Annotated in this window: 21 protein-coding genes and 1 pseudogene; 9 read left to right on the forward strand and 13 right to left on the reverse strand. The window is 72.0% G+C overall.

Annotated elements, in window-relative coordinates:
* Positions 1–246 precede the first annotated feature (246 nt).
* The 6 genes from ACIRJP_RS36225 to ACIRJP_RS36250 all read left to right on the forward strand — a co-directional run bounded on the left by ACIRJP_RS36225 (position 247) and on the right by ACIRJP_RS36250 (position 9143).
* Positions 247–2952, forward strand: a complete 2706-nt coding sequence (locus ACIRJP_RS36225) for an SCO5717 family growth-regulating ATPase (protein ID WP_404183855.1) — start codon at positions 247–249, stop codon at positions 2950–2952.
* A gap of 197 nt (positions 2953–3149) precedes the next feature.
* On the forward strand, positions 3150–5021 hold the full coding sequence (locus ACIRJP_RS36230) for an ABC transporter substrate-binding protein (protein WP_404183858.1): 1872 nt from the start codon (positions 3150–3152) through the stop codon (positions 5019–5021).
* Positions 5022–5111: 90 nt separating this feature from the next.
* On the forward strand, positions 5112–6194 hold the full coding sequence (locus ACIRJP_RS36235; protein ID WP_404183861.1) for an ABC transporter permease: 1083 nt from the start codon (positions 5112–5114) through the stop codon (positions 6192–6194).
* An 11-nt stretch (positions 6195–6205) separates the two neighbouring features.
* Entirely contained in the window at positions 6206–7126 is a 921-nt protein-coding gene (locus tag ACIRJP_RS36240; RefSeq protein WP_404183864.1) for an ABC transporter permease, read from the forward strand.
* Positions 7123–8151: an ABC transporter ATP-binding protein gene (locus tag ACIRJP_RS36245; RefSeq protein ID WP_404183867.1), complete on the forward strand. Its 1029-nt coding sequence runs from the start codon at positions 7123–7125 to the stop codon at positions 8149–8151. The genes ACIRJP_RS36240 and ACIRJP_RS36245 overlap by 4 nt, the downstream gene beginning before the upstream one ends.
* The gene (locus ACIRJP_RS36250) at positions 8148–9143 is read left to right on the forward strand and encodes an ABC transporter ATP-binding protein (protein WP_404183870.1); all 996 of its coding nucleotides are present in this window, start codon (positions 8148–8150) and stop codon (positions 9141–9143) included. The genes ACIRJP_RS36245 and ACIRJP_RS36250 overlap by 4 nt, the downstream gene beginning before the upstream one ends.
* 93 nt (positions 9144–9236) lie before the next feature.
* On the opposite strand, the gene ACIRJP_RS36255 is transcribed toward ACIRJP_RS36250, so the two are convergent.
* The 9 genes from ACIRJP_RS36255 to rimP form a co-directional block, all read right to left on the reverse strand.
* A complete protein-coding gene (locus ACIRJP_RS36255; RefSeq protein WP_404183873.1) occupies positions 9237–10190 on the reverse strand; it encodes a bifunctional riboflavin kinase/FAD synthetase in 954 nt (317 codons plus the stop codon).
* Positions 10191–10233: 43 nt separating this feature from the next.
* On the reverse strand, positions 10234–13959 hold the full coding sequence (locus tag ACIRJP_RS36260) for a trypsin-like peptidase domain-containing protein (RefSeq protein ID WP_404183876.1): 3726 nt from the start codon (positions 13957–13959) through the stop codon (positions 10234–10236).
* Between the two features lie 199 nt (positions 13960–14158).
* On the reverse strand, positions 14159–15055 hold the full coding sequence (gene truB / locus ACIRJP_RS36265; protein ID WP_356090924.1) for a tRNA pseudouridine(55) synthase TruB: 897 nt from the start codon (positions 15053–15055) through the stop codon (positions 14159–14161).
* A complete protein-coding gene (gene rbfA, locus ACIRJP_RS36270; protein WP_124716079.1) occupies positions 15052–15504 on the reverse strand; it encodes a 30S ribosome-binding factor RbfA in 453 nt (150 codons plus the stop codon). The genes truB and rbfA overlap by 4 nt, the downstream gene beginning before the upstream one ends.
* A 25-nt stretch (positions 15505–15529) precedes the next feature.
* Positions 15530–15826 (reverse strand): DUF503 domain-containing protein, encoded by a 297-nt coding sequence (locus ACIRJP_RS36275; protein WP_072489324.1) that lies wholly within the window; start codon positions 15824–15826, stop codon positions 15530–15532.
* A 168-nt stretch (positions 15827–15994) separates the two neighbouring features.
* The gene (gene infB / locus ACIRJP_RS36280; protein WP_404183881.1) at positions 15995–19099 is read right to left on the reverse strand and encodes a translation initiation factor IF-2; all 3105 of its coding nucleotides are present in this window, start codon (positions 19097–19099) and stop codon (positions 15995–15997) included.
* A gap of 147 nt (positions 19100–19246) precedes the next feature.
* Positions 19247–19525: a YlxR family protein gene (locus ACIRJP_RS36285; RefSeq protein ID WP_266729380.1), complete on the reverse strand. Its 279-nt coding sequence runs from the start codon at positions 19523–19525 to the stop codon at positions 19247–19249.
* Positions 19526–19669: 144 nt separating this feature from the next.
* Entirely contained in the window at positions 19670–20710 is a 1041-nt protein-coding gene (gene nusA / locus ACIRJP_RS36290) for a transcription termination factor NusA (protein ID WP_342285450.1), read from the reverse strand.
* A 2-nt stretch (positions 20711–20712) separates the two neighbouring features.
* Positions 20713–21210: a ribosome maturation factor RimP gene (gene rimP / locus ACIRJP_RS36295; protein ID WP_404183886.1), complete on the reverse strand. Its 498-nt coding sequence runs from the start codon at positions 21208–21210 to the stop codon at positions 20713–20715.
* 177 nt (positions 21211–21387) lie between these two features.
* On the opposite strand from rimP, the gene ACIRJP_RS36300 reads away from it, so the two are divergent.
* The 3 genes from ACIRJP_RS36300 to ACIRJP_RS36310 are packed head-to-tail and all read left to right on the forward strand — an operon-like array spanning position 21388 to position 23346.
* Complete coding sequence (locus ACIRJP_RS36300) at positions 21388–21915, forward strand: hypothetical protein (protein ID WP_404183889.1); 528 nt, start codon at positions 21388–21390, stop codon at positions 21913–21915.
* Positions 21912–22412: a ferritin-like domain-containing protein gene (locus tag ACIRJP_RS36305; protein ID WP_404183892.1), complete on the forward strand. Its 501-nt coding sequence runs from the start codon at positions 21912–21914 to the stop codon at positions 22410–22412. Before ACIRJP_RS36300 ends, ACIRJP_RS36305 begins: the two co-directional genes overlap by 4 nt.
* Before the next feature lie 28 nt (positions 22413–22440).
* On the forward strand, positions 22441–23346 hold the full coding sequence (locus ACIRJP_RS36310) for an aminoglycoside phosphotransferase family protein (RefSeq protein WP_404183895.1): 906 nt from the start codon (positions 22441–22443) through the stop codon (positions 23344–23346).
* Between the two features lie 58 nt (positions 23347–23404).
* Here ACIRJP_RS36310 and ACIRJP_RS36315 read toward each other — a convergent pair whose 3' ends face one another.
* The 4 genes and pseudogenes from ACIRJP_RS36315 to ACIRJP_RS36330 all read right to left on the reverse strand — a co-directional run.
* Positions 23405–25105: a proline--tRNA ligase gene (locus tag ACIRJP_RS36315; RefSeq protein WP_404183897.1), complete on the reverse strand. Its 1701-nt coding sequence runs from the start codon at positions 25103–25105 to the stop codon at positions 23405–23407.
* Positions 25106–25142: 37 nt separating this feature from the next.
* Entirely contained in the window at positions 25143–25766 is a 624-nt protein-coding gene (locus tag ACIRJP_RS36320; protein ID WP_404183900.1) for a GNAT family N-acetyltransferase, read from the reverse strand.
* 59 nt (positions 25767–25825) lie between these two features.
* Positions 25826–26671, reverse strand: a complete 846-nt coding sequence (locus ACIRJP_RS36325; RefSeq protein ID WP_404183903.1) for a GNAT family N-acetyltransferase — start codon at positions 26669–26671, stop codon at positions 25826–25828.
* Between the two features lie 167 nt (positions 26672–26838).
* Positions 26839–26979 (reverse strand): annotated as a pseudogene (locus tag ACIRJP_RS36330) (4-hydroxy-3-methylbut-2-en-1-yl diphosphate synthase); the annotation flags it as partial.

Consider the following 26979-nt stretch of genomic DNA (forward strand, 5'->3'; position numbering starts at 1 on the left):
CGATCTGTGCACTCCGCCGCATTCGGTCTCCCGGGGCGAGTAAGTGATGCACGGGACAGCTCTTGCGGCGCCGTACGCCCTGCCGGAGCGGGCCCCATGACGATTAGGGTGGGTCCGGGCGCGGCAGAGGAACCTGCGGGGGCAGGCAATGCGTGTCCCAGGGGGAGAGCCGGGCGGTCGGACAGACGGAAACGGTCGCCCCCACCCACCACGGCACAAGGGTGCTCGACCACACCAGGAGGCAAAGTGAACGGCGATCGGGACGAGATCCGCGGGGGCTGGAACAAGCCCGTCGACGAGTCGTCCGACGCGGAGCCCGCAGAGATGACGGGTGAGTTCACCATCGACTACACCCCGCCCGCCTGGTACACGCAGAACGCGCCGGGGGACTCGTCGGGGGGTGCCGGTACGCATCTGGCGCCGCCTCCGCCGCCGAGCGGAACGCCGCTGTCCGTGCCCGCGCCCGCTCCCGGGGGCGGTTTCGACTCCGACTGGACGCCGCCGCCCGCGCCCATTCCCGCACCGCCAGCGCCGGCCGCACCCATGCCGACGCCGGTTCCCGCCCAGTCCTCGGCGGGTGACGCCGCGTCTGCTCCCGCGGGCGGGACGGGGGATTTCGGCGTTGCGTCGGACCCGTTCGGGGGCGGGGACGTGGAGAGCGGCTCGACGATGCGGTTCTCGCCGGCCTCGCTGAAGCGGCAGATCGCAGAGATCGAAGGGCACTCGGCGGACGAGGGCGGGACCGGGGGCGGGGACAACGCCGGGAGCAACTCGGGGCCGGACCCGGACGCCGGTTCGGGCCCCGCGCAGACCGGTGCCGGTGACGGCGGTACGGGTACGGATGAGGTGCCCGGTACCGGCTCTGTCTCTACCCCCGCGCAGACCTCGGACGCGTCCGCCGAGGAGCCCGATGGCGCTGCCGCCCCGGGCACCGGTGCGGACCCGGCCGATGCCCCGGCGGACGGACCGCAGGACTCCGCTGCCGCCCCTGCCCTCACCGACGCCGCTGTCGCCGTCGCCGACGCGGCCCCCCAGGACGTACCGCCCGCCGACGCGCCGCAGGGTGTCGTCGCGCCCGTCGCACCGAGCCCTTGGACGCCCGCGCCGCCGCAGGGCGCCCTGCCGCCGCTGCCGCCCTCCTTCCAGCCCGCCGCGCCGCAGCCCACCGCGCCCCAGCCGGCCCAGCAGTGGCCGGCTCCGGGCCCGACCGGCCAGGCGCCCGGCGGCTACGGATTCCCGCAGGCCGGGGCGGCTCAGCAGCCGCAGGCACCCCAGCCGCCCCAGGGCGGTTACGGATTCCCGCAGCAGCCGGCTCCGCCGGCTCAGCAGACCCCGCCCCAGGGTGGCGGCTACGGATTCCCGCAGGCGTCACAGCAGCCGCAGGCACCGCACCAGCCTCAGATGCCCCAGGGAGCCCAGGCGCCCCAAGGAGCCCAGCCGGCCCAGGGTGCTCAGTGGCCCGCGCAGCCGGGCACACCCCTGCCGCCGCAGATCCCGCAGGGAAGCCAGGCCCCGCAGCCGCATGCCCAGCCCGCGCCCCACCTGCCCGCGCAGATCACTCCTCAGCAGCAGGCCACCCCTCCGCAGCAGGCCCAGCACCAGCAGCCTCAGCAGGCCCAACACCCCCAGCAGGGACAGCCGCAGCAGGGGCAGCCGGTGGACCCCCGCACCGGGGGCGCCTGGCCGACCCCGGTCACCCATGACCAGCGCGAGCGTTCCGTGCCCGGCGCCCCGCTCGGGTACACGGCCGCCGTGGAGCTCTCCTCCGACCGGCTGGTCCGGGGCAAGCAGAAGGCGAAGAGCAGCCGCACTCCGTCCGGCGCGTCCCGCTTCAAGCTGGGCGGCAAGAAGGAGGAGGCCGAGCGGCAGCGCAAGCTGGAGCTGATCCGTACGCCCGTGCTGTCCTGCTACCGGATCGCGGTCATCAGCCTCAAGGGCGGTGTCGGCAAGACCACTACGACCACCGCCCTCGGCTCGACCCTGGCCACCGAGCGGCAGGACAAGATCCTGGCCATCGACGCCAACCCGGACGCGGGCACGCTCGGCCGCCGGGTGCGCCGCGAGACCGGTGCCACCATCCGTGACCTGGTCCAGGCGATCCCGTACCTCAACTCGTACATGGACATCCGCCGGTTCACCTCGCAGGCGCCCTCCGGACTGGAGATCATCGCCAACGACGTGGACCCGGCGGTCTCCACGACGTTCAACGACGAGGACTACCGGCGCGCGATCGATGTGCTGGGCAAGCAGTACCCGATCATCCTCACCGACTCGGGCACCGGCCTGCTCTACAGCGCGATGCGCGGGGTGCTGGACCTCGCCGACCAGCTGATCATCATCTCGACGCCGTCGGTCGACGGTGCGTCCAGCGCGTCCACCACGCTGGACTGGCTCTCCGCGCACGGGTACGCGGAGCTGGTGCAGCGCTCCATCACCGTCATCTCCGGGGTCCGTGAGACCGGCAAGATGATCAAGGTCGATGACATCGTGCAGCACTTCGAGACGCGCTGCCGCGGCGTGGTCGTCGTACCGTTCGACGAGCACCTGTCGGCCGGTGCCGAGGTCGACCTCGACATGATGCGGCCCAAGACCCGCGACGCGTACTTCAATCTCTCCGCGATGGTCGCCGAGGACTTCGCCCGCGCCCAGCAGCAGCAGGGGCTCTGGACCTCGAACGGCTCCACCCCGCCGCCGCAGTACGCCCCGCCGATGCCCGGCCAACAGCAGTACGCCCCGCAGCAGCAGCCGCCGCAGGGGTACCCGCAGCAGCAACAGCAGCCGTACGGCGGTCAGCAGCCCCCGCAGCCGTATCCGCCGCAGCCCGGCCTTCCGGGACCGCAGCAGAACGGCTGGCAGCAGGGGCAGCCCGGCCAGCCGGTTCCGCCGGAGCCGCAGGGTCCGGTACCGCCCGCCGGATGGCCGCAGCAGCCGCCGCCAGCGCCTCAGCAGTAAGGCATCAGAGGTCTAAACCAATGAGGGCCCGCACCGTCTCCACGGTGCGGGCCCTCATTGCATTCCCGCAGACCACACGCGGTTTCGATGACCGTTGACGCAGCTCGACCCCCGCTGATAAACCTTCGCTTCACCAGCTGGCGAACCACAGATCAACCCGCCTTCTCCGTGCGAGTCATGACGCGAGGTCCCTGACCATGGTCGAAAGAGTTCCACCACGCTCCGCCCAGCCACGCTCACGTCTGCGTTTCCTCCTGGCCTCCGGTGCCGCCGCACTGGCGCTGGCCGCCGGATCCATCGTCCCGGGTGTGCCGCTCGGTGCCGCGCCGCAGCAGGCGCAGGCCGCCGACAGCGGAAAGTCGACACTGACCGTCGCCGTCGCACAGAGCGTCGACTCGTTGAGCCCGTTCCTCGCTCAGCGGCTCATGAGCACCAGCATCTCCCGGCTCATGTACGACTTCCTCACCAACTACGACCCCAAGGACAACCACGCGATCCCCGGCCTCGCCACCAAGTGGGAGCCGTCCGCGGACAAGTTGACCTGGACGTACACCATCCGGTCCGACTCCAAGTGGTCGGACGGGCAGCAGGCCACCGCCGAGGACGCGGCCTGGACGTTCAACAAGATGATGACCGACGAGGCCGCCGCGCAGGCCAACGGCAACTTCGTCGCGAACTTCAAGAAGGTGACGGCTCCCAGTCCCACGCAGCTGGTCATCGAGCTCAAGGAGCCGCAGGCCACCATGGCGGCACTCGATGTGCCGATTGTGCCGAAGCACGTCTGGGAGAAGGTCGGTGACTTCTCCAAGTTCAACAACGACAAGACGTTCCCGATCGTCGGCAACGGGCCGTTCGTCGTCACCGACTACAAGGTCGACCAGTATGTGAAGCTCAAGGCCAACAAGGACTTCTGGCGTGGCAAGCCGAAGTTCGACGAGCTGATCTTCAAGACGTACAAGGACCAGGACGCCGCGGTCGCCGCGCTCCGCAAGGGCGAGGTCTCCTTCGTCGCCGGCTCGCCCGCGCTGACGCCTGCTCAGGCCGCGTCGCTCAAGGGCGACAAGAACATCAAGGTCAACGAGGGTCCGGGCCGCCGCTTCTTCGCCCTGGCCACCAACCCGGGCGCGCAGACCAAGGACGGCAAGAAGTTCGGCAACGGCAACAAGGCCCTTCTCGACCAGAAGGTGCGCCAGGCCCTCTTCCTGTCCGTCGACCGCAAGACCATCATCGACAAGGTCTTCCAGGGCCACGCGGTCGAGGGCCAGGGCTACATCCCGCCGCGCTTCTCCGCGTACCACTGGCAGCCGACCGCCGAGCAGAGCCTGGCGTACGACCCGGCCAAGGCGGCCAAGCTGCTCGACGAGGCGGGCTACGAGCTCAAGGGCGACCAGCGGGTCGGCAAGGACGGCAAGCCGCTCGACCTGCGCATCCTCTGCCACGCGACGGACCCGAACGACAAGGCGATCGGCAAGTACCTCAAGGAGTGGTGGGGCAAGCTCGGCATCGGCCTGAAGGTCGACTGCCTCGACAACGTCTCGGTGCCCTGGTACGCCGGTGAGTACGACCTCGCCTTCGACGGCTGGTCCGTCAACCCGGACCCCGACTTCGTCCTCGGCATCCACACCTGCGCCGCGCTGCCGGTCAAGGCGAAGGACAGCGCCGCCACCGACAACTTCATCTGCGACAAGCAGTACGACGAGCTCTACAAGAAGCAGCTCGCCGAGTACGACCCGGCCAAGCGTGCCGACATCGTCAATCAGATGCAGTCGTGGCTGTATGACTCCGGGTACATGAGCGTCATCGCGTACCCGAACGCGGTCGAGGCGTACCGCACCGACCAGATCAAGTCGATCACGACCATGCCCGAGGCGGCCGGCAACATCTACGGCCAGGACGGTTACTGGAGCTGGTGGTCAGCGGCTCCCGCTTCCGGCGGCAGTTCGGACAGCTCCGGCGGGTCGGGCTCCACCGGCGTCGTCATCGGCATCATCGTGGTGGTCGTGGTGCTCGCCGGTGGCGGGCTGGTCATCGCGAAGCGCCGCCGCAACACGGCTGACGACCGCGAGTAGTCACCCGGACGGGTCGAGAGGGACCGGCCGGGGAACATCCACATCGCCGGCCGGACCCTCCACGTGCAGCAGGAGTAACGAGAGTTCCCCATGACAGCTGACAGCACTCCGGCGCTCGTGCAGATCGCGGACGCGGACACCGACGGCCCGGCTCCGGCCGGCCCGTCGGCCGCCCGCGGTCCACGGGCGCGCAACACCAAGGCCTATCTCCAATACGTGGCGGCCAAGATCGCGGGAGCAGCGGTGTCGCTGTTCGCGGTCCTGGTCACCAGCTTCTTCCTCTTCCGGCTCATTCCCAGCGACCCGGTGAAGCAGATGACGGGCGGCCGGCCCGTCTCCGCGGAACAACTCCAGTCGCTGCGACGCCAGTTCGGTCTCGACCAGCCGATGTGGCAGCAGTTCACGAGCTACGTCGGCGACGCCCTCACGGGCGACTTCGGCACCTCGTTCCAGTTTCACGCGCCGGTCATCGACAAGATCACCGAGGCGCTCCCGGCGACGCTGCTCCTGACCGGCACGTCGTACGTCCTGTACACCGCGCTCGGGGTCTGGCTCGGCACCCGTACCGCCTGGCGCAACGGCTCCACGAGCGACCGGTTCAACACCGCGTTCGCGCTGACGCTCTACTCGGTGCCGGCGTTCTGGCTGGGTCTGCTGCTGATCATCGTCTTCGCGGTGGGCATCGGCCCGATCCCGGGGATGTTCCCGACGGGCGGGCTGGAGTCGGGCGACCAGACCGGCTTCGCCTATGTCCTGGACGTGGCGCACCACCTGGTCCTGCCGGTGGTCACACTGGTCTCCGTCGGATACGCGCAGACGCTCCTGGTGATGCGTTCCTCGCTGCTCGACGAGATGGGCAGCGACTATCTGACGACGGCCCGTGCGAAGGGGCTGCGGGACGACGTCGTACGCCGCAAGCACGCCGTGCCGAACGCGATGCTGCCGACCTTCACCCTGATGTTCGTGAACCTCGGGCATGTGGTCGCCGGACAGATCCTGGTCGAGACGGTGTTCTCCTGGCCGGGCCTCGGCGGCCTCTTCTACGAGGCGCTCAGCGTGCCCGATCTCCCGCTCGTACAAGGGCTGTTCTTCGTCTTCGCAACCGCGGTGATCCTGGCGAACACCCTTGCCGATGTGCTCTATCCGCTGCTCGACCCCCGGGTGGGCCGATGACGACCGAATCCATGCCCACGCCCACGGAGGCGGAGGCCGCGCAGAATCCGCGCGCGCTGGCCCGCGCGCGCAAGCGCCGGTCCGCCGCCCGCTTCTGGCGGGAGTACCGCGGCCACCGGAGCGGACTGTGGGGTCTGGGCGCACTCGTCCTGATCGCGCTCGTCGCCGTGTTCGCGCCGCAGCTCGTCGGGGCCGACTCGCAGAGCGTCACCGGCGCCCCCGGTGGTGCACTGGAGTCGCCGAGCGGTGAATTCCCGCTCGGCACCGACCAGTTCGGCCGCAGCGTGCTGGCGCTGCTGGTGTGGGGCACCAGGGTCTCACTGACGGTCGGCCTGCTCGCGGCGTTCCTGTGCGTCGCCATCGGTACGGTCGTGGGCATCGTCGCGGGCCACTTCCACGGCTGGTACTCGACGGTCCTGATGCGGGTCACCGACTGGTTCCTGGTGATGCCGACCTTGGTCCTCGCGATCGCGCTCGCAACGGTGATGGACCGCTCGATGTGGACGGTCGTCATCGCGATCGGGGTCACGACCTGGCCGACCACGGCCCGGCTGGTCCGGGCCCAGACGCTCGCGGTGGAGTCCCGCCCGTACATCGAGCGCGCCCGTGCGCTGGGCGGCGGCCACGGGCACATCATGGTGCGGCACGTGCTGCCGAACGTGATGCCGCTGGTGCTGGCGCAGACCACGCTGGTGATCTCCAGCGCGATCCTCACCGAGGCCACCCTGGCCTTCCTCGGTCTCAGCGACCCGACCACCACCTCCTGGGGCGGCATGCTCCAGGACGCCCGCGAGGCGGGCGCGGTCAGCGCCGGCGACTGGTGGTACCTGGCACCGCCCGGCATCGCCATCGCCCTGGTCGCCCTGGCGTTCACGCTGTGCGGCCGCGCCATCGAGTCCGTCCTCAATCCCAAGCTGGGGGTGGCCCGTTGAGCACGACGAGCATCCAGAAGACACCGCTTCTCGACGTACAGGACCTCACGGTGACGTACGCCGGCGGGGCACAGGCCGTCCGTGGTGTGAACCTCTCCGTCGACGCCGGGCAGAAGCTCGGCATCGCCGGTGAGTCGGGCTGCGGGAAGTCGACGCTGGCGCTCGCGCTGCTGCGGCTGCTGCCCGCCGGTACGGAGGTGTCCGGCCGGATCCTGCTGAACGGCGAGGACGTCCTCGCCATGAAGTGGGGCCAGGTCCGGGCGGTGCGCTGGGCGGGGGCGTCGATCGTCTTCCAGGGCGCGATGCACTCGCTCAACGCGGTGCACCGCATCGGGGACCAGATCGCAGAACCGATCCTGCTGCACAAGAAGGCGACGCAGGCCGCGGCGGCGAAGCGGGCGGGCGAGCTGCTGGAGCAAGTGGGGCTGCCCGCCGCCCGTGCCTCCGCCTATCCGCACGAGCTCTCCGGCGGTCAGCGCCAGCGCGTGATGATCGCCATGGCGCTCGCCTGCGACCCGGGGCTGATCATCGCGGACGAGCCGACCACGGCCCTCGATGTGATGATCCAGGCCCAGATCCTGCGGCTGATCGAGCAGCTGGTGTCCGAGCAGGACCTCGGCCTGATCATGATCAGCCATGACCTCGCGGTGCTCTCGGACACCTGCGACCGGCTCGCGGTGATGTACGCGGGCCGGGTCGTCGAGGAGGGCCCGGCGTCCGAGGTCTACGAGAACGCGCACCACCCGTACGGCAAGGCCCTGTCCGGCGCCTTCCCGCGCATCGGCGACCCGGCCTCCCGGTTCGCGCCCCGCGGGCTGCCCGGCGATCCGCCGGACCCCTCGGCGCTGCCCGGCGGCTGCACCTTCCACCCGCGCTGCCCGGCGGCCCTGGAGTCCTGCGCGACCGAGGACCAGGAGCTGCGGGACGCGGGGCCGGGGCGACGGGCCGCGTGTGTGCTGGTGGGGCCGGCGGCGGCCGCGGCCCAGGCCCTGCCGGGCGCCGAGGAAGCAAGGAGCACACCATGACACCCACCACTCCCCTGCTCAGCGCTCAGGGGCTGCACGTCACCTTCCCCGGCCGGCGCGGGGCCGCCCCGGCGCGTGCCGTGGACAGCGTCGATCTGGACATCCGGCCCGGCGAGATCGTCGCGCTGGTCGGCGAGTCGGGCTGCGGCAAGACGACGCTGGCCCGTTCGCTGCTGGGCCTGGTCCCGCCGACGTCCGGGCAGGTCACCTTCGCCGGCAAGCCGCTCGACTACGCGAGCCGGGCGCTGAAGGCGTACCGCAAGCGTGTCCAGCTGGTGCTCCAGGACCCCAGCGGTTCGCTCAATCCGAGGCACACGGTGTACGACGCCGTCGCCGAGGGGCTGCGGATCCACGGGTACGCCGGGGACGAGCGGGAGGCGGTGGCCGGGGCGCTGTCCCGGGCCGGGCTGCGGCCGCCGGAACGGTTCTTCCTGCGGTATCCGCACGAGTTGTCCGGCGGTCAGCGCCAGCGCGTCGTGATCGCGGGCGCGCTGGTGCTGGAGCCGGAACTGATCGTGGCCGACGAGCCGGTGGCCTCGCTGGACGCCTCGGTGCGCGGCGAGATCCTGGCGCTGCTGCTGCGGCTGCGGGACGAGCTGGGCCTGTCCGCGCTGGTGGTCACGCACGACCTCGGGCTGGCGTGGAACATCGCGGACCGGGTCGCGGTGATGTACCTGGGGCGGATCGTGGAGACGGGCAAGGTGGAGGATATCCTGACGACCCCTCAGCACCCTTACACACAGGCGCTGTTGTCGGTGCTTCCGGAGTCCGGGGCGGATCCGGTGATCCTGACCGGTGAGGCGCCGGACCCGTCCAGGGTGCCGTCCGGCTGCCGGTTCCACGCACGCTGCCAGGTGCTGGCCTCGGGCGAGGCGGAACGGGCGGGAGTCGCGGACGCCTGCCGTACGAAGGACCTGCCGGTGCTCGCGGGCGGCGAGGAGACCCAGGTGGCGTGCCACTGGGCTGCCGCGGCCGCGAAGGCACGGGCGTAGGTTCTTTCGTCGGCATCAGGGCCACGACGCGGGGCCGGGACCGTCGAGAAGACAACGGTCCCGGCCCCGCGCGGTTCCCGAACAGGAAGAGGTTCAGCCGCGCTCGTATGCGGAGATCAGCTCGCTGCACCGCTTCACATCGGCGGCCATCGCGACGAGCAGTTCGTCGATCGAGTCGAACTTCAGCATTCCGCGCACGTACGCGAGGAAGTCCACCGAGACATGGAGCCCGTACAGATCGAGGCCGACGCGGTCGATCGCGTACGCCTCGACCGTGCGCTCCGTGGCGTCGAACTGCGGGTTCGTGCCGACCGAGATCGCGGCGGGCATCGCCTCGCCGTCCACGTTCAGCCAGCCCGCGTAGACGCCGTCGGCGGGGATCGCGGTGTGCGGCAGGGTCTCCACGTTGGCCGTGGGGAAGCCGAGCTCACGGCCGCGCTGCGCGCCGCGGACCACGATGCCCTCGACCCGGTGCGGGCGGCCCAGGATCTCGGCGGCGCCCGCGACATCGCCCTCGGCCACCAGCCGCCGGGTGAGGGTGGAGGAGAAGGGCTCGCCGCCGCCCGCCTCTCCTCTCACGCGGAGGTCGATGACCTCGACGCGGTAGTCGTAGGTCTCACCGAACTCGGTGAGCAGCTGTACGTTGCCGGCCGCCCGATGGCCGAAGCGGAAGTTCGGCCCCTCGATGACCAGCTGCGCGTGCAGCTTGTCGACGAGCACCTTCACGATGAAGTCGGCCGGCGCCAGCTTCGAGAACTCGGCGGTGAACGGCAGGATGAGCACCGCGTCCACCCCCAGCTCCGCCATCAGCTCGGCACGCCGGTGGTGCGGGGCGAGCAGCGGCGGGTGGCTGCCGGGCCGTACGACCTCGCTGGGGTGCGGGTCGAAGGTCACCACGACCGACGGCACGCCCAGCTCGCGGGCGCGCTCCACGGCCCGGCCGATGATCAGCTGGTGTCCGCGGTGCACCCCGTCATAGGAGCCGATGGTGACGACGCTGCGTCCCCAGTCCTGGGGGATGTCCTCCAAGCCACGCCAGCGCTGCACTCTGACCGCTCCTCGCCCGAACCTGTGTACGTGGGTTTGTCTCTTACGCAGGTCTAAGACTGCCATGCTCACGCCGCGCGGCCTGCATCGGCATCGTCTTCGGGCTGTCCAGCACCTCCATCGTCCGCCGTGCGCCGGGGCCGACGAGCGCCGCCCATTCCTGTGGGGCCTCGGCCAGCCACCCGGTGACCAGTGCGGCGAATCCGGGCACGTCACGGGCGAGCTCGACCAGTCGGCGGTCGAAGCGGGCCGCGCCCTCGGGGGTCCGGACGAGCAGTGTCCCGGTGCGGTGGACCAGGGCGCGGGTACGGGCGGGGGCGCGGGTGCCGGAGCCGGTCGCGGCAGCCCGCAGCAGCGCGTCGAGCACGGCCGGATCCCGGTGAGCGTCCTGCTCGAAGTCCAGCAGGACCTCCAGCAGCTGTTCCCGCAGTGGCGCGGAGGCGGGGCTCCCCGGCGCGGCCAGCACCCCGGCGAGCGCGCCGCGTACCGGCGGCGGTACCGGACGGTCGCGCAGCAGCCCGGTCACCAGGGGCAGCAGCAGGGCGCGGGCGGCGGGGCCGCGCTCCAGTCTCCGGTCGAGGTACGTGGCCGCGTGCACGGCGTCGTCCGGGTGGCTGTCGATATAGGCGCGCACCAGCCCGGCGGTGTGCAGGGCGAGCGCGGGGGCGTCGATCCCGGCCAGCGCGCACAGCGTCCCGCCCGCCCCGTCGTCGGGCCGGGTGAGCCGTTCCCGGTACGCGGCGAGCACCGGCTCGGGGTGGGAGGGCAGGGCGACTGCGAGCGCCTCGGCGGACGGCGCGGGCCCGCCGGCGACGAAGGCCCGGAGCGCCTGCGGAAGGTATCGGTTCCTGGTCCCCGGGTCCTGCACGAGGAGGGTAAGGGCGGCCCCGTGCAGGGCGGCGTCCGCCGGGCGGGCCAGCAGGGCCAGGGCCGATCCGCGCAGCAGCTCGCGGTCGCAGTCGCGGGTGGCGTGGGCGGCGGTGACCAGGGCGTACGAGGCGGCGGCGGTGCGGCGAACACCCCGATCCTCGTCGTGGGCCCAGCGGTGGACCGCCCGGCACAGCGCGGCGGGCTCGTCCTCGGCCAGCGTGGTGAGCAGCTCCTCGGCCCTGGGGTGGGGGGTCGAGACGAGCGCGTCGGCCAGATCGTCGACGGCCAGGTCCCTGCGGGCGTAGAGGAGCGCCTGGGCCGCCGCAGCCACCGTCGGCCGCAACGCGTCCCCGTCCCCGGCGGGCAGTGGCCGCTCGTCGGTGAACCAGTCGCAGAGCAGCGGCTGCACGGTGCGCGGCCGGTCGACGAGCCGCCGTGCCACGGCGTCCAGGAACCGCTCGCCACTGTCGCCGGGGTACCTGCCGCAGGCGCGGTCGCCGTCGGCACGGGGGTCGCCGGGAGGCGGGCCGTCGGCGGGGACCAGCCGCCGGAACAGGTCGATCCGGTCCTTCTCGGAGAGCGTGAGCCGCCGCCAGAACCAGGGCCCGAACGCGGCGTACGTCCCCGGCCCGGCCGGCCCGCCCGCGGCAGCCCGGCGTACCACCCGGCCGGTCAGGAGCCGCAGCACACCGAGATACGGACGGGCGTCGGGCACCCGGAGCAGGGTCTCTGAGAGCAGCCGGACCGCCCACCAGCGGGCGCCGTGCCCCGGTGCGCCGTCCGCCCCGGGGCGGCCTGTGGCGGTGTCCGCCACGCCCCGGTCCGCCTGCGCCGACAGCCGGTCCAGCGCCGCGATGAGATCGGCCAGCTGGTGCGAGAGCGAAGCGGGCCCCCGGCGGCGCCCCAGGAGCAGCAGGGCCTGGATCACCGGGCCGATCCGATGCCGGGGTACGGGCAGGGTGCGTGGCCCCGTCGCCGCCACGTCCGGCGGAATGCGCGGCCCGCTCGCCGCCGCGTCCGGCAGGGGTGCGCGGCCCGTCGCCGATACCGGCTGCCGGGGCCGCGGCACCCGGCGGTCGTCGCGCTCCCCGTCCGCGTGCCACCGGTGCACCAGGGCGTACAGCGCCGCGTCCACGTCCAGGTGGGCGCCCTGCACCCAGTCCCCCAGCTCCTCGTGCGCGAAGCGGTATCCGGCGCCCGCCGGGACGAGCAGGCCCTCGGTGAGGACGGCGGACGCCCAGCCCGTGCGCCACGGGAAGACCTCCTCGAAGGCTTCCCGGCCCAGCTCCCCCTGCCCGGGGCCGAGACAGCGCCGTGCCACCTCGTGCACCTGCCCCGCCACCCGCGCGGCCAGCCTGCGGACCGCGCCGCCCCCCGGCGCCCGGCCCGACGCGGCCGCGATCCTGACCGCGATGCGCAGACACATCAGGTCCAGGTGGGCGGCGAAGACTTCCTCGGTGTCGGGCTGCCCGGCAACGTCCCCGGGCAGTGCGGCGCGCACCTCCGCGAGCAGGCGCAGGGTGAGCGGGTGCCGGTCGTGGCCGGGGGCGAGTGCGCCGGGCGGGATGGCGTACCGCTCGGCCGCCCGTCGGGCCTGGACCGGGGTGAGGTCGCCGAGGCGGACCGCCGGGGGCAGCCGCCCGGCCGGCCTGGCGGGGCGGTGGAGCGCGCCGGGCGGGCAGAGCGCACCGGTGCTCTCCCAGTACTCGGGCCCGCAGGCGACCACCAGCCGGACCCCGTTCCCCCGCAGCCATTCGACGGTGGCGGCGGTCCACCGGGCCGACTCGTGGGCCAGCGCGGGGGGCATCTCCTCGGGGCCGTCCAGCAGGACGAGCAGCGGGCTCCCGGACTCCTCGGCCAGCCGGGCCACCCGCTCGGGGGTGGCGGCCGGCATGTCGCGCCCGCCTCCGGCGGCGGTGACGATCCGTCCGGCCCGGCGCAGCGTACGGGCGACGGCGTCGGCGACCGAGGTGTCGCCGGCCAGCAGATCGGCGCCGCGCAGCCAGAGGGTGGGTGCTGGCACCGGGCCGCGCGCCCGGCGTGCGGTGAGCGCGGCGAGTTCGGTGGTGCGGCCGGTGCCCGGCGCTCCGACGAGGGCGAGGACCGCGGCGGGGCCGTCAGGCGCGGACGAGAACCGGTCGGGGGCCGCGAATTCGGCGAACTCCGCGATGACGTCCGGGCGTTCGACCGGATCGGGCGAGGCGTCCGGTCCGGTCGCCGAGCCGAGCGAGGTCGCGGTGAGGTGCAGGGCGCCCGCGAGATTCAGGTCGCGTCCGTACCCGGGAACGCTCGTCGCGTTGCGCCGCAGCAGCGCGTCGAGCGGACCTCCGGTGCCCGTCGGCCGGAGCGGCACGGCGAACGCCGCGCCCGTGTGCCCGGCGCGCAGCGCGCTGCCCAGCACGGCGATGACCGCTCCGCTCTCCGGGTCGGCGACCGGCCCGCCCACGGCCGTTCCGCCCAGCCGCAGCGCGTCCCTGCCGTCCGTGCCGAGCGCCAGCTCCAGCGCCGCGCCGATCCGGTGGCAGTGGCCGTTCGCGGTGTACGTCACGGGGGCGGTGCCGAGCACCCGGGCCTCGCGCCAGCCGTGCGCGGCGATCGTCACGTACGTACCGGCGTCGATCCGGTCCCGCAGGGCCATCGGGGCGGGCTCCACGCCCAGTGCGGCGGGGCCCCCGGTGTGCAGCAGGGCGAGGTCCAGCGCGGGCAGTGCGGTGATGTCGTCGGCCTCGACGGTGCGGCTGCGGCCGCCCGCGCCGTGCAGTACGAACCGGGTGGCGCCGTCGACCGCTTCGTGGCTGGTCACCACCGTGCCCCGGTCGTCCGCGACGAACCCGGTCCCCCGCGGCCGACCGGCCGAATCGCAGATACGTACCAGCGCTGCCCGGTCCCCGCTTGCCATGGTCCGAACGTTAGGTCCGATGATCAGCGCCTGGGCCACTCGGAGTAAAAGCGCCCCCGAATGCACCCCTGATTCACTCCGAGCGCCTGCCCGTTGGGGTGAATTAATGGCGTCAGGAGGACAGAACATGGTGGGGGATCGTGGAGCGGGCGCAGGGAATGCCCCGCCCGCTCCACGATGGGGTCCCGGGACCAGGCTCTCAGGCGAAGACGGCGAGGCTCTTGGCCTTGCCCTTCTGCTCCTCCACGAGGACCAGGAACCGTCCGTCGGGTCCGAAGACGCCGACCGGCCCCGGCGGGAAGGACGGCATGTCCAGCCGTACGCCGTTCAGCAGCAGCTTGGCGCGCTTCTCGTCCACGTCCCAGCGGGGGAACGCCGAGGCGGCGGCCTCGGCCACCGGCATCACGGTCAGCTCCTCCTGGTGCTGGTCGAGCGTCCGCGCCGCGTCCAGGCCATAGGGCCCGACCCGGGTGCGCCGCAGCGCGGTCAGATGCCCGCCGACGCCGAGCCCGGCGCCCAGGTCCCGGGCGATCGCGCGGATGTACGTACCCGAGGAGCAGACCACGGAGACGACGAGGTCGACGACCGGTGTGCCGTCCTCGGCGGTCTCCGGGCGTACGTCGTAGACGTTGAAGGACGAGATCGTCACCGGCCGGGCCGGGATCTCGAACTCCTCGCCGCCGCGCACCCGCGCGTAGGACCGCTTGCCGTCGATCTTGATGGCGCTGACCTTGGACGGCACCTGCATGATCGGTCCGGTCAGGGCCGCGACCCCGGCGTCGATGCCCTCACGCGTCACCCCGGAGGCGTCGGTGGACGAGGTGATCTCGCCCTCCGCGTCGTCCGTGACGGTGTTCTGGCCGAGCCGGATCGTGCCGAGGTACTCCTTCTCGGTCAGTGCGAGATGGCCCAGCAGCTTGGTGGCCTTCTCGACACCGAGCACGAGAACACCCGTCGCCATCGGGTCCAGGGTGCCGGCGTGGCCGACCCGGCGGGTCCGTGCGATGCCGCGCATCTTGGCGACGACGTCGTGCGAAGTGAAGCCGGACGGCTTGTCGACGATGACAAGGCCGTCCGGCGTTTTCTGCGGTGTCATTCGGAGGCGGTGTCCTCGTCGTTCTCGTCATCCGCCTTGCGGTACGGGTCGGCACCACCGGCGTACGTGGCGCCCGAGGACGCCTCGCGCACCCGGGCGTCCGAGGCGCGCGCCCGGTCGAGCAGGTCCTCGATCGCCTTGGCGTTGCCCGGCAGGGCGTCCGCCACGAAGGCCAGCGTGGGCGTGAACTTCGTCCCCGCCGCCGCTCCGACCGCCGAGCGCAGGATGCCCTTGGCGCTCTCCAGACCGGCCGCGGCGCTCGCCCGCTCCTCGTCGTCGCCGTAGACCGTGTAGAAGACCGTGGCCTCCCGCAGGTCACCGGTGACCCGGGTATCCGTGATCGTCACGTGCGTACCCAGACGCGGGTCCTTGATACCGCGCTGCAGTTTCTCGGCGACCACCTCCTGGATGAGGTCCGCCAGCTTTTTCGCCCGCGCGTTGTCGGCCACTGGTCCGTCTCCTTCTTCGCCTTGCTCAATCGTCTTCGTCGCTGTGCAGCCGCCGTCGTACGGACAGCAGCTCCACTTCCGGCCGTGCGGCCACCAGTCGCTCGCACCGGTCCAGAACATCTGTGAGGTGTCCGGTGTCCCCGGAGACCACGGCAAGGCCGATCTCGGCCCTGCGATGGAGATCCTGACCGCCCACCTCCGCCGCGCTGACCGCGTATTTCCGCTGGAGCTCGGCGACGATCGGACGGACGACGGAGCGTTTCTCCTTCAACGACCGTACGTCGCCGAGAAGCAGATCGAAGGACAGTGTCCCCACATACATGTATGTCCGGATGTCCCGCCGGTTCGGGTTCGCGCCCTGCCAGTGCTTGGCAGGGACACCAGAACCGTACACGGAACGGCCGGGGCCGATCGACGGAAATACGACCCGTCGACCGGCCCCGACTGTTGAGGAGAGCTCCGGAGGGTGTCCCCCGGAGTTCCCCGTGGATCAGCCTCGCGGCTTCTCGCGCATCTCGTACGTCGCGATGACGTCGTCGATCTTGATGTCGTTGAAGTTTCCGAGGTTGATACCGCCCTCGAAGCCTTCGCGGATCTCGGTGACGTCGTCCTTGAAGCGGCGCAGACCGGAGATGTTGAGGTTCTCCGCGATGACCTTGCCGTCGCGCAGCAGGCGCGCCTTGGTGTTGCGCTTGACCTCGCCGGAGCGGACCAGCACACCGGCGATGTTGCCCAGCTTGGACGAGCGGAAGATCTCGCGGATCTCCGCCGTACCGAGCTCGACCTCTTCGTACTCCGGCTTGAGCATGCCCTTGAGGGCTGCCTCGATCTCCTCGATGGCCTGGTAGATCACCGAGTAGTAGCGGACGTCGACACCCTCGCGCTCCGCCATCTGCTGGGCACGCCCGGCAGCGCGGACGTTGAAGCCGATGACGATGGCGTCGGAGCCGGTCGCCAGGTCGATGTCCGACTCGGTGACCGCACCCACACCGCGGTGCAGGACCCGGATGTCGACCTCGTCGCCGACGTCGAGCTGGAGCAGCGAGGACTCGAGAGCCTCCACCGAACCGGACGCGTCGCCCTTGATGATGAGGTTGAGCTCCTGGACCAGACCGGCCTTGAGCGCCTCGTCCAGGTTCTCCAGGGAGAACCGGACACCCTTGCGGGCGAAGTTGGCGTTGCGCTCACGGGCGGCACGCTTCTCGGCGATCTGACGGGCCGTACGGTCCTCGTCGACCACCAGGAAGTTGTCGCCGGCACCCGGGACGTTGGTGAGACCGAGCACGAGGACGGGGGTCGACGGACCCGCTTCCTCGACGTTGTTGCCGTTGTCGTCGAGCATCGCCCGGACACGGCCGTACGCGTCGCCGACCACCATCGTGTCGCCGATGCGCAGCGTTCCGCGCTGGACGAGGACCGTCGAGACGGCACCGCGGCCGCGGTCGAGGTGGGACTCGATCGCAATACCCTGCGCGTCCTGCTCCGGGTTGGCCCGCAGGTCGAGCGAGGCGTCCGCGGTCAGGACCACGGCCTCCAGCAGCTGGTCGATGTGCAGACCCTGCTTGGCGGAGATGTCGACGAACATCGTGTCGCCGCCGTACTCCTCGGCCACCAGACCGAACTCGGTGAGCTGACCGCGCACCTTGGTCGGGTCGGCACCCTCGACGTCGATCTTGTTGACCGCGACCACGATCGGCACCTCGGCCGCCTTGGCGTGGTTCAGCGCCTCGATCGTCTGGGGCATCACACCGTCGTTCGCCGCCACCACGAGGATCGCGATGTCGGTGGACTTCGCACCACGGGCACGCATGGCGGTGAACGCCTCGTGACCCGGGGTGTCGATGAAGGTGATCCGGCGGTCCTCGCCGTTGACCTCGGAGGAGACCTGGTAGGCACCGATGTGCTGGGTGATGCCGCCGGCCTCGCCCGCGACGACGTTCGTCTTGCGGATCGCGTCCAGCAGTCGGGTCTTACCGTGGTCGACGTGACCCATGACGGTCACGACCGGCGGACGGGAGACCAGGGCCTCTTCGCCGCCCTCGTCCTCGCCGAACTCGATGTCGAAGGACTCGAGCAGCTCGCGGTCCTCCTCCTCGGGGCTGACGATCTCGAGGACGTAGTTCATCTCGTCCGCGAGCAGCCTGAGGGTGTCGTCGGAGACGGACTGCGTCGCCGTGACCATCTCGCCGAGGTTCATCATCACGGCGACGAGCGACGCCGGGTTGGCGTTGATCTTCTCCGCGAAGTCGGTGAGGGAGGCACCGCGCGACAGACGGACGGACTGTCCGTTGCCGCGAGGCAGCATGACGCCGCCCACCGACGGGGCCTGCATGGCCTCGTACTCCTGGCGCCTCTGCCGCTTCGACTTGCGACCACGACGCGCGGGACCGCCGGGACGGCCGAACGCACCCTGTGTGCCACCACGGCCACCGGGGCCGCCGGGACGTCCACCGAAGCCGGGACGACCGCCGAAGCCGCCGCCACCGCCGGGACGACCCGCACCGCCACCGCCGCCACCGGGACGGCCGGCGAAACCGCCGCCACCGCCACCGGGACCGGCCGGACGCCCGGCGAAGCCACCGCCGCCGGGACGGCCTGCGCCGCCACCGCCGCCGGGACGACCGCCGCCACCGGGACCACGGCCACCGCCGGGGCCACCACCGGGACGCGGGCCGGCAGCGGGACGCTGCGGCATCATGCCCGGGTTCGGACGGTTACCACCGGGGGCACCGCCCGGACGGGGAGCCTGCGGACGGGGCATGCCGCCCGGGGTCGGACGGGCGCCGCCAGAGCCCTGAGGCCGTCCAGTCTGGGCGCCACCGGGGCCGCCCTGCGGACGCGGGGCGCCCGGACGGTCCTGGCCGCCACCGGGGCGCGGGGCGCCGCCGGGACGGGGCGCCTGCGGACGGGCCATGCCCGTCGAGCCACCGGAGGTGAAGGGGTTGTTGCCCGGACGGGGACCGGCCGGACGTGCGCCACCGGGGCGCGGTGCGCCCTGGCCCGCAGGACGTGCGGGGCGGTCGCCGCCGCGCTCGCCGCCACGGCCGCCATCGCGCTGGCCACCGTCACGCTGACCGCCGGCCGGGGCCGGGCGGGCAGGACGAGGCCCGGGGGTGGCACCCGCGGGACGCGGGGCCTGCTGCTGCGGGGCAGCGGGCTGGGCCGGAGCCGGAGCCGAGAACTCGGCGGCGGGCACCGGGGTCACCGGAGCGGGCTTGGGCGCGGGCTTCGGGCCCGGACGCGGGCCGGCAGCCGGCGCGGAAGGCGCTGCGGGGGTGCTGCTCGCCGGGGCGGCGGGGGCCGGCTTGGGGGCCGGGGCGCCGGGCTTCGGGGCAGCGGGACGTGCCGCAGCGGCCGGGGAGGGCGCTGCAGGCTTTGCGGGCGTCGCCTTACGGGGCGCGCCAGGCTTCGCAGCGGACTTGCCGGCGTTGCCGCCGGGCCCCTGCAGTGCGTCAGTCAACTTGCGTACAACCGGCGCCTCGATCGTCGAGGACGCCGAACGGACGAATTCACCGAGTTCTTGGAGCTTGGCCATGACGACCTTGCTCTCGACGCCGAACTCCTTGGCGAGTTCGTATACCCGGACCTTAGCCACTTCGCTCCTTTTAGGTCCGGGTTACCGCCGGACCGTCGCTACTTCATGGGCGTACTCATCGCGTACTCATCGAGTGCTCATCGCAATCTCGACCTACTTCCAACTCGCGAGGTACCTGACCGCACGGGGTCCCGTGCCGTTCATTTCTTACGGTGTCACCCGCTCGACGAACCGCTGCACTGCGGCGGGGTCGAACGGCCCCTTGGCCTTGAAGGCCCGGGGGAAGGCCCGGCGGCGAACCGCCAGGTCCAGACAGACGGAGGCGGGGTGTACATATGCACCCCGGCCGGGCAGCGTACCGCGCGGATCGGGGACACAAACGTCCTCGTCCGCGACGATGCGCAGCAGCTCGCTCTTGGCCGCCCGCTCCCGGCATCCCACACAGGTTCGCTCAGGGCAAGCACGGGCGTGCGTCCGGCCAGACACGGCTAAGTCTACCTCCCCGCACCGACCTCACCCCTTTGGGGCAAAAATCGAACGGATGTTGTCGTGATCTCAGCGGCACGCCGCTGAGAAATATTCCCGGCAGTCCACACGGGCCACCGGACCAGCGCCCCGCAGGGCGCCGGATCAGCGGCGTTCGGACCGCTCGCGGGCCCGCTCCGCGCGCTCCCGGTCGGCTACGTCGCGCTCGGCGTCGGTCTCGGTGTCCGGGCGGATGTCGATGCGCCAGCCGGTGAGACGGGCGGCCAGGCGGGCATTCTGCCCCTCCTTGCCGATCGCCAGCGACAGCTGGTAGTCCGGCACGGTGACCCGGGCGGACCGGGCGCCGAGGTCGACGACCTCGACCTCGCTCACCCGTGCGGGCGACAGTGCGTTGGCCACCATCTCGGCCGGGTCGTCCGACCAGTCCACGATGTCGATCTTCTCGCCGTGCAGCTCGGCCATGACATTGCGCACCCGGCCGCCCATGGGGCCGATGCAGGCGCCCTTGGCGTTCAGCCCGGAACGGGTCGAACGGACCGCGATCTTGGTGCGGTGACCGGCCTCGCGGGCGATCGCACAGATCTCGACGGAACCGTCGGCGATCTCCGGAACCTCCAGCGCGAAGAGCTTCTTCACGAGGTTGGGGTGGGTGCGCGACAGCGTCACGGAGGGGCCGCGCACGCCCTTGGCGACCCGTACGACATACGTACGCAGCCGCAGGCCGTGGGTGTACTCCTCGCCCGGCACCTGCTCCTGCACCGGCAGGATCGCTTCCAGCTTGCCGATGTCGACCAGGACGTTCTTCGGGTCCTTGCCCTGCTGGACGACGCCGGTGACGACATCGCCCTCGTGGCCCGCGTACTCACCGAACGTCCTGTCGTCCTCGGCGTCGCGCAGCCGCTGCAGGATGACCTGCTTGGCGGTGGTCGCGGCGATCCGGCCGAAGCCGGACGGGGTGTCGTCGAACTCCTTCGGCTCCTGGCCCTCTTCCAGGTCGGCCGGGTCCTCCTTCGCCCACACCGTCACATGGCCGCGCTCGTCGAGCTTCACGCGCGCGCGGCGGTAGCTCCCGTCGGTACGGTGGTAGGCGATGAGGAGGGCCGACTCGATCGCCTCGACGAGCACGTCGAAGGGGATCTCCTTGTCCTGTGCCAAGCCCTTCAAGAGCTTCACATCGATGTCCACGGCTACGCCTCCTCTTCCTTCTTGTCCTTGCGGCTGAATTCGATCTCCACGCGCGCCTTGGCGATCTCGTCGAAGGCGACCCGGCGGGACGTGGGCTTGCGGCCCTTGACACCCGGCACTTCGAGGTCGAGGCCGTCCTCGTCCACGGCGAGGATGCGGGCCACCAGCTCGCCACCCTCGTGCAGGTTGAGTTTGGCCAGGCGGCCCGTGGCACGTACGTAGTGGCGGTGCTCCGTCAGGGGACGGTCGGCACCGGGGGAAGTGACTTCGAGGGTGTACTCGCCGTCGCCCATCGCGTCGGTCTCGTCGAGCTTCTCGGAGATCGCGCGGCTCAGATCGGCGCAGGCGTCCAGCTCGACGCCCTCTTCGGAGTCCACGACGATCCGCAGCACGCGGCGGCGGCCGACCCGGGACACCTCGATCTCTTCGAGATCCAGCTGTTCGGCGCTGACGAGCGGTTCGAGCAGCCCGCGCAGCCTCTCGCTCTGGGTGGTGCTCATCCGGGTGACTCCTCGGCCGCGTGTGCTGTTGTGGGGATCGTCGCGTGTCAGGTCAAAGGGTATCCGGTCCCGAGGGGTGTTGCCGTCCGCCGTCCTCCCGGCCGCGGGTACGCTCGCCTGCGGTGATCACTTCAGGACAGATCCAGTCAAGTCAGGGCCAGGCCCGAAGGAGAACAAGTGCGGCGCACGGGGACGACGCGCAGGGGTGTGTTCACCGCGACGGGAGCCATCGCCCTGGGGGCGGTGCTGGCCGGCTGCGGTGACGGCGCCGGGCGCGGGAAGGACTCCGCCCGGTCCGGGGCGGCGACCACGGCCGAGCAGGCCTTCGCGGCACGGGCGGAGAAGCGGATCCGTACGACGGCCGCACGGACCAGCCTGGAGCTGCTCGGCGGGTACGAGCACGTGATCAGGGCCCATCCGGCGACCGCCGCCGCTCTCGCGCCGCTGCGGGACGCCGTGCGCGCCCACGCGAAGGCGCTGGCCCCCGACAGCACGCAGGCGCTCAGCTTCACGCGCTCGCGCGCGACCGGTGCCAAGGCCGCCGTCGGGGAACTGGCCGCGGCGGAACGCCGTGCCGCGGACGCGCACCTGGCGGCCCTCATGGAGGCCCCGCCGGAGCTGGCGCGGCTGCTGGCGTCGATCGCGGCGGCGGGCGCGGCCCACGCCTATCTGCTGACCGAACTGGCCAAGGAGACCTCGTCATGAGCGCCGGGACACGGAAGGCCGCACAGGCGGCCCTGGCGGCCGAGCACGCGGCGGTGTACGGGTACGGGGTGGTCGGCGGCCGGGTCGCCGACGGCCGCCGGGCCGAGGCGGCGGCGGCCCACCACGCGCACCGGGCACGGCGCGACGCGCTGGTGCGGACCGTGCGCGGGCTGGGCGGTGAGCCGGTGGCGGCACAGGCCGCGTACGCTCTGCCGTTCGCCGTGCCGGACCCGGCCGCGGCGGTGCGGCTGGCGGCCGTGCTCGAGGACCGGGTCGCGGGCGTGTACTCCGACCTCGTGCGGGCCGCCGAGGGGCCGCTCAGGCGGGAGGCCGCCGACGCGATGCGGGAGGCCGCCGTGCGGGCGGTCCGCTGGCGGGGCAGCAGCGTAGCCTTTCCCGGGCTCGCCGAGCGGGCCCGGGAAGGCACCGGTGCGAAGACCGGGACGGCCGCGAGGACCGGGGCCGGTGGGACGAACGGGTCCGGCGCGACGCACTGAAGCAGCTCTGAAAGGGAACAAGGCACGTATGGGTTTCGAACCGCCGCAGCGTCTGGTGCGGGCGCTGGGCGAGTCGTACGGGGACGAAGGTGCCGCCGACTGGCTCGCGCGGCTTCCCGCACTGACCGAGGAAGCACTGTCCGCCACCGGGCGGAACACGACAGTGGAGCGGGTCGCCGCCCCTGGGGGCCGCAGCAGTCTGGTCCTGCTGGTGACCTGTGCCGACGGCACCCCGGCCGCGCTGAAGATCGTGCCGCCCGGGGCCGTCCCCGAGCTGGAGCGGGCCGCGCTGGCCCACTGGAACGGCTGGGGCGCGGTGCGGCTCATCGCGGACGCCCCCGGCGCACTGCTGCTGGAGCGGCTGCACCCCGAGGTGTCGCTGCGCTCGCTGCCGGAGGCGAAGGCGCTGCTGGAGGCGGCCGGGACGGTGCGCAGACTGTGGGTGGAGCCGCCGGCCGGGCACGGTTTCGAGACGGTCGCCGAGCGGACCGGGGGCCGTATCGAGCCGATGCGGGCGAGCGTGGCGGCCGACCCGGGCCTGGAGCCGCTGGTCTCCGCGGCCCTCGCGGCGCGCGAGGCACTGGTCGCCCACTCCCCCGAATTCCTGCTGCTGCACGGCAACTTCCGGCAGAGCAAGGTGCTGGCCGGTGAGCGCGTGCCGTGGCTGACGGTCGGTCCCGAGCCGCTGGTCGGTGAGCGGGCCTACGATCTGGCGCGCCTGGTCCGCGACCGCGTCGAGGATCTGATCGCCTCCCCCGGCGGCGCGGTGACGGCCCGCCGCCGGATCAAGAAGCTGGCCGATTCGCTGGACGTGGACCGGGAGCGGCTGCACGGCTGGACGCTGTTCCGTGCGGTGGAGTCGGGGACCCGGGCGCTGGCAGCCGGCCGCCGCCAGGAGGGCGAGCTGACGCTGGAGTTCGCGAGCTGGCTGTGAGCTGACGAAAGCCGCAGGCCCCCGCGCGGGTGCGCGGGGGCCTGCGGCTTCTCGTGGATCAGTTGTCGGCGGTGAGGCGGGCGATCGCCTCGTCGACGGTGAGCTCCTCGCGCTCGCCGGTGCGGCGGTCCTTCAGCTCCAGGACGCCCTCGGCCGAGCGGCGGCCGGCGACCAGGATCTTCGGGACGCCGATGAGCTCGGAGTCGGTGAACTTGACGCCGGGCGAGATGCCCGGACGGTCGTCGACCAGGACCCGCAGGCCGGCGGCGTTCAGCTTCTCGGAGACATCGAGCGCGAGCTCGGTCTGGAGCGCCTTGCCGGCCGCGACGACGTGGACGTCGGCCGGGGCGATCTCACGGGGCCAGCACAGGCCCTTGTCGTCGGCGGTCTGCTCGGCGAGGGCGGCCACGGCGCGGGAGACGCCGATGCCGTACGAACCCATGGTGACGCGGACGGGCTTGCCCTGCTGGCCGAGGACGTCGAGGGAGAAGATGTCGGCGTACTTGCGGCCGAGCTGGAAGATGTGGCCGATCTCGATGGCACGGTCCACCCGGAGGCCGGCGCCGCAGTTGGGGCAGGGGTCGCCCGCCTCGACGACGACGACGTCGAGGTAGTCGTCGACCTCGAAATCGCGGCCCGCGACGACGTTCTTCGCGTGGGTGCCGGGCTTGTTCGCACCGGTGATCCAGGCGGTGCCGGCGGCGATGCGCGGGTCGGCGATGAAGCGGACCTTCTCCAGTCCCTGCGGGCCGACGTAGCCGCGTACCAGGTCGGGGCGGTCCTCGAAGTCCTCGGCGGTGACCAGTTCGACGGCGGCGGGCGCCAGGTGCTCGCCGAGCTTGCCGAGGTCGACCTCGCGGTCGCCGGGCACGCCCACGGCCACGATCTCGCCGTCGACCTTGACCAGCAGGTTCTTCAGGGTCGCAGAGGCCTCGACGCCCAGGAGCGCGGCAAGCGACTCGATGGTCGGGGTGTCGGGGGTGTCCAGCTCCTCGACGGGGCCGTGCGCCGAGCCGTCCGCGACGACCGCCTTGTAGGTCACGGCCTCGGTGTTGGCGGCGTAGTCGCAGTCGGGGCAGTCGACGAAGGTGTCCTCGCCGGCCGGGGCGGGCGCGAGGAATTCCTCGGAGGCGGAGCCGCCCATGGCGCCGGAGACGGCGGAGACGATCCGGTGGTCGAGGCCGAGGCGCTCGAAGATGCGGATGTAGGCGGCGCGGTGCAGCTGGTACGCCTCGGCGAGACCCTCGTCGGTGGTGTCGAAGGAGTACGAGTCCTTCATCTGGAACTCACGGCCGCGCAGCACACCGGCGCGGGGACGGGCCTCGTCGCGGTACTTGGTCTGGATCTGGTACAGGATCACGGGCAGGTCCTTGTAGGACGAGCACATGTCCTTGACGACCTGGGTGAAGATCTCCTCGTGGGTGGGGCCGAGGAGGTAGTCGGCACCCTTGCGGTCCTTGAGCCGGAACAGCAGGTCGCCGTACTCGTCGTACCGGCCGCTCGCCTCGTACGCCTCCTTGGGCAGCAGTGCGGGCAGCAGCACCTCCTGGCCGCCGATGGCGTCCATCTCCTCGCGCACGACGCGGGTGATGTTTTCCAGGACCTTCTTGCCGAGCGGCAGCCAGGTCCAGATTCCGGCCGCGGTGCGACGTACGTATCCGGCGCGGACGAGCAACTTGTGGTTGAGCGTCTCGGCGTCGGCCGGGTCGTCGCGCAGTGTCTTGATCATCAATCGGGACATGCGCTGGACCTGGGCCATGATGAACTCCTGCTCGGAAAGGGTGATGTGCAGGAGGTTAGCCGGGCGGTGCGGGTGGGCGGAAATCCATTGTCGGCGGCCGTGCGGGGCCCCGGCCCTTGCGACGCAGCGGGAGCGGGGCTCCCATCACGGCGTACGGCTTGGGAGCGCTGGGGAAGAGCACCTGCCGGGCCAGGTCCTGGTAGCCGAGACTGCGATACAGACCACGTGCCGGGCTCTCGGTGTCGATGGCCGAGAGGATGGACCGGGGCTGGTCGACGGCGTCGGTGATGGTGGTGATCAGCGTGCGCCCGATGCCGTGGTTCTGGAACTCCGGCAGGACGTGGAGTTCGGTGATGACGAACGAGTTGTCGAGCCAGTGCACGCAGCCGGTGGCGCGGAGGTACGGCTCGACGACGGTGGACCACCACTGGCCACGCTCGTTCGGCATTCCGTAGACGAAGCCGACGAGCCGTCCGCCGGGGGTGGTGGCGCCGAGGGCGCGGGCGTGCGGGTGGTCGAGGTGTCTGAGGACGATGTGGCGCCGTACCTCGACCTCTTCGGGCCCCAGGCCGAAGGCCACGGCCTGCACGGCGAGCGCCTCGTCCACGCGCGCGGCGAGATCGATGGGCCCGATCCGGACGCTGGGAATGCGGGGGCCGCCCCCGGAAACTGCTGCCATGCGCCGACCCTACTGGCCCCGGTGGGCAACGGCGTACGGATGGGCCGGCCGCCGGCCGGTCAGAACAGCACGCTCATGAACGCGCCGGTCTCCCGGAAGCCGACCCGGGCGTAGGCCCGGCGCGCGGGAGTGTTGTAGTCGTTCACGTAGAGGCTGACGACGGGGGCGACGTCGGCGAGCGCGTAGCGCAGGACGGCCGCCATGCCGGTCTCGGAAAGTCCTTGGCCGCGGTGTTCGGGGGCGACCCAGACGCCCTGGATCTGGCAGGCCTGCGGGGTCGCGGCGCCGATCTCCGCCTTGAAGACGACCTTGCCGTCGTCGATCCGGGCGAAGGAGCGGCCGGCTCCGATGAGTTCGGCGACGCGGGCCTGGTAGAGGAGTCCGCCGTCGCCCGCGAGCGGGGAGATGCCGACCTCCTCGGTGAACATCGCCACGCAGGCCGGCATCAGGACGTCCATCTCGTCCTTGCGGATCCGGCGGACCAGGGGGTCGGGGGTCACGTCGGCGGACGGGCTCTCGGTGACCATCAGCGGCTGGTTCGCCCGGACCTCGCGGGCGGGGCCCCAGCCGGGTTCGAGGAGCCGCCACAGCTGGGCGGTGGGCTCGGCTGGGCCGACGATCGAGGAGCAGCGGCGGCCGGCCCGGCGGGCCCGGTCGGCGAAGGCCCTCACGGCCTCGGGGGTGGCGCAGATGGGGACGAGGTTGGCGCCCGAGTAGCAGAGCGAGCGGAGTCGTCCGTCGGCGTACCAGCCCCACATCTCGCCGCCGAGGCGCCAGGGATCGAGACCTGCGATCTGGACCCGGGACGTCACGAAGGCGTTGGCGACGGGCTCGCTCTCCAGGATGGCGAGAGCGGCTCCGAGGTCGCTGGGTTCGAGGACCCGGGTGGTGGTCTGCGTCAACACGAGGGGGCCTCACCATGCGGTCTGCTGATTTCCGCACTGTAACCGACGCGGCTCATCAGTGCCGCCCGTGCCTGTGAACAGGGGTTGTGGGGGGCGTGAGGTCGCTCACGGCAGCGCCCCGCCGGACGGTGTTCGTCCGGCGGGGCGCTGTGGTGCGAGGCAACGGGTCAGCTGACGGAGACCTCGGGCTCGCCGGAGGCGATGCCGTCCTTCTCCATCTGCTCGGCGATCTTCAGGGCTTCCTCGATGAGCGTCTCGACGATCTTCGACTCGGGCACCGTCTTGATGACCTCGCCCTTCACGAAGAT

The organism is Streptomyces sp. NPDC102437, assembly GCF_044765565.1.
Taxonomy (GTDB): Bacteria; Actinomycetota; Actinomycetes; order Streptomycetales; family Streptomycetaceae; genus Streptomyces.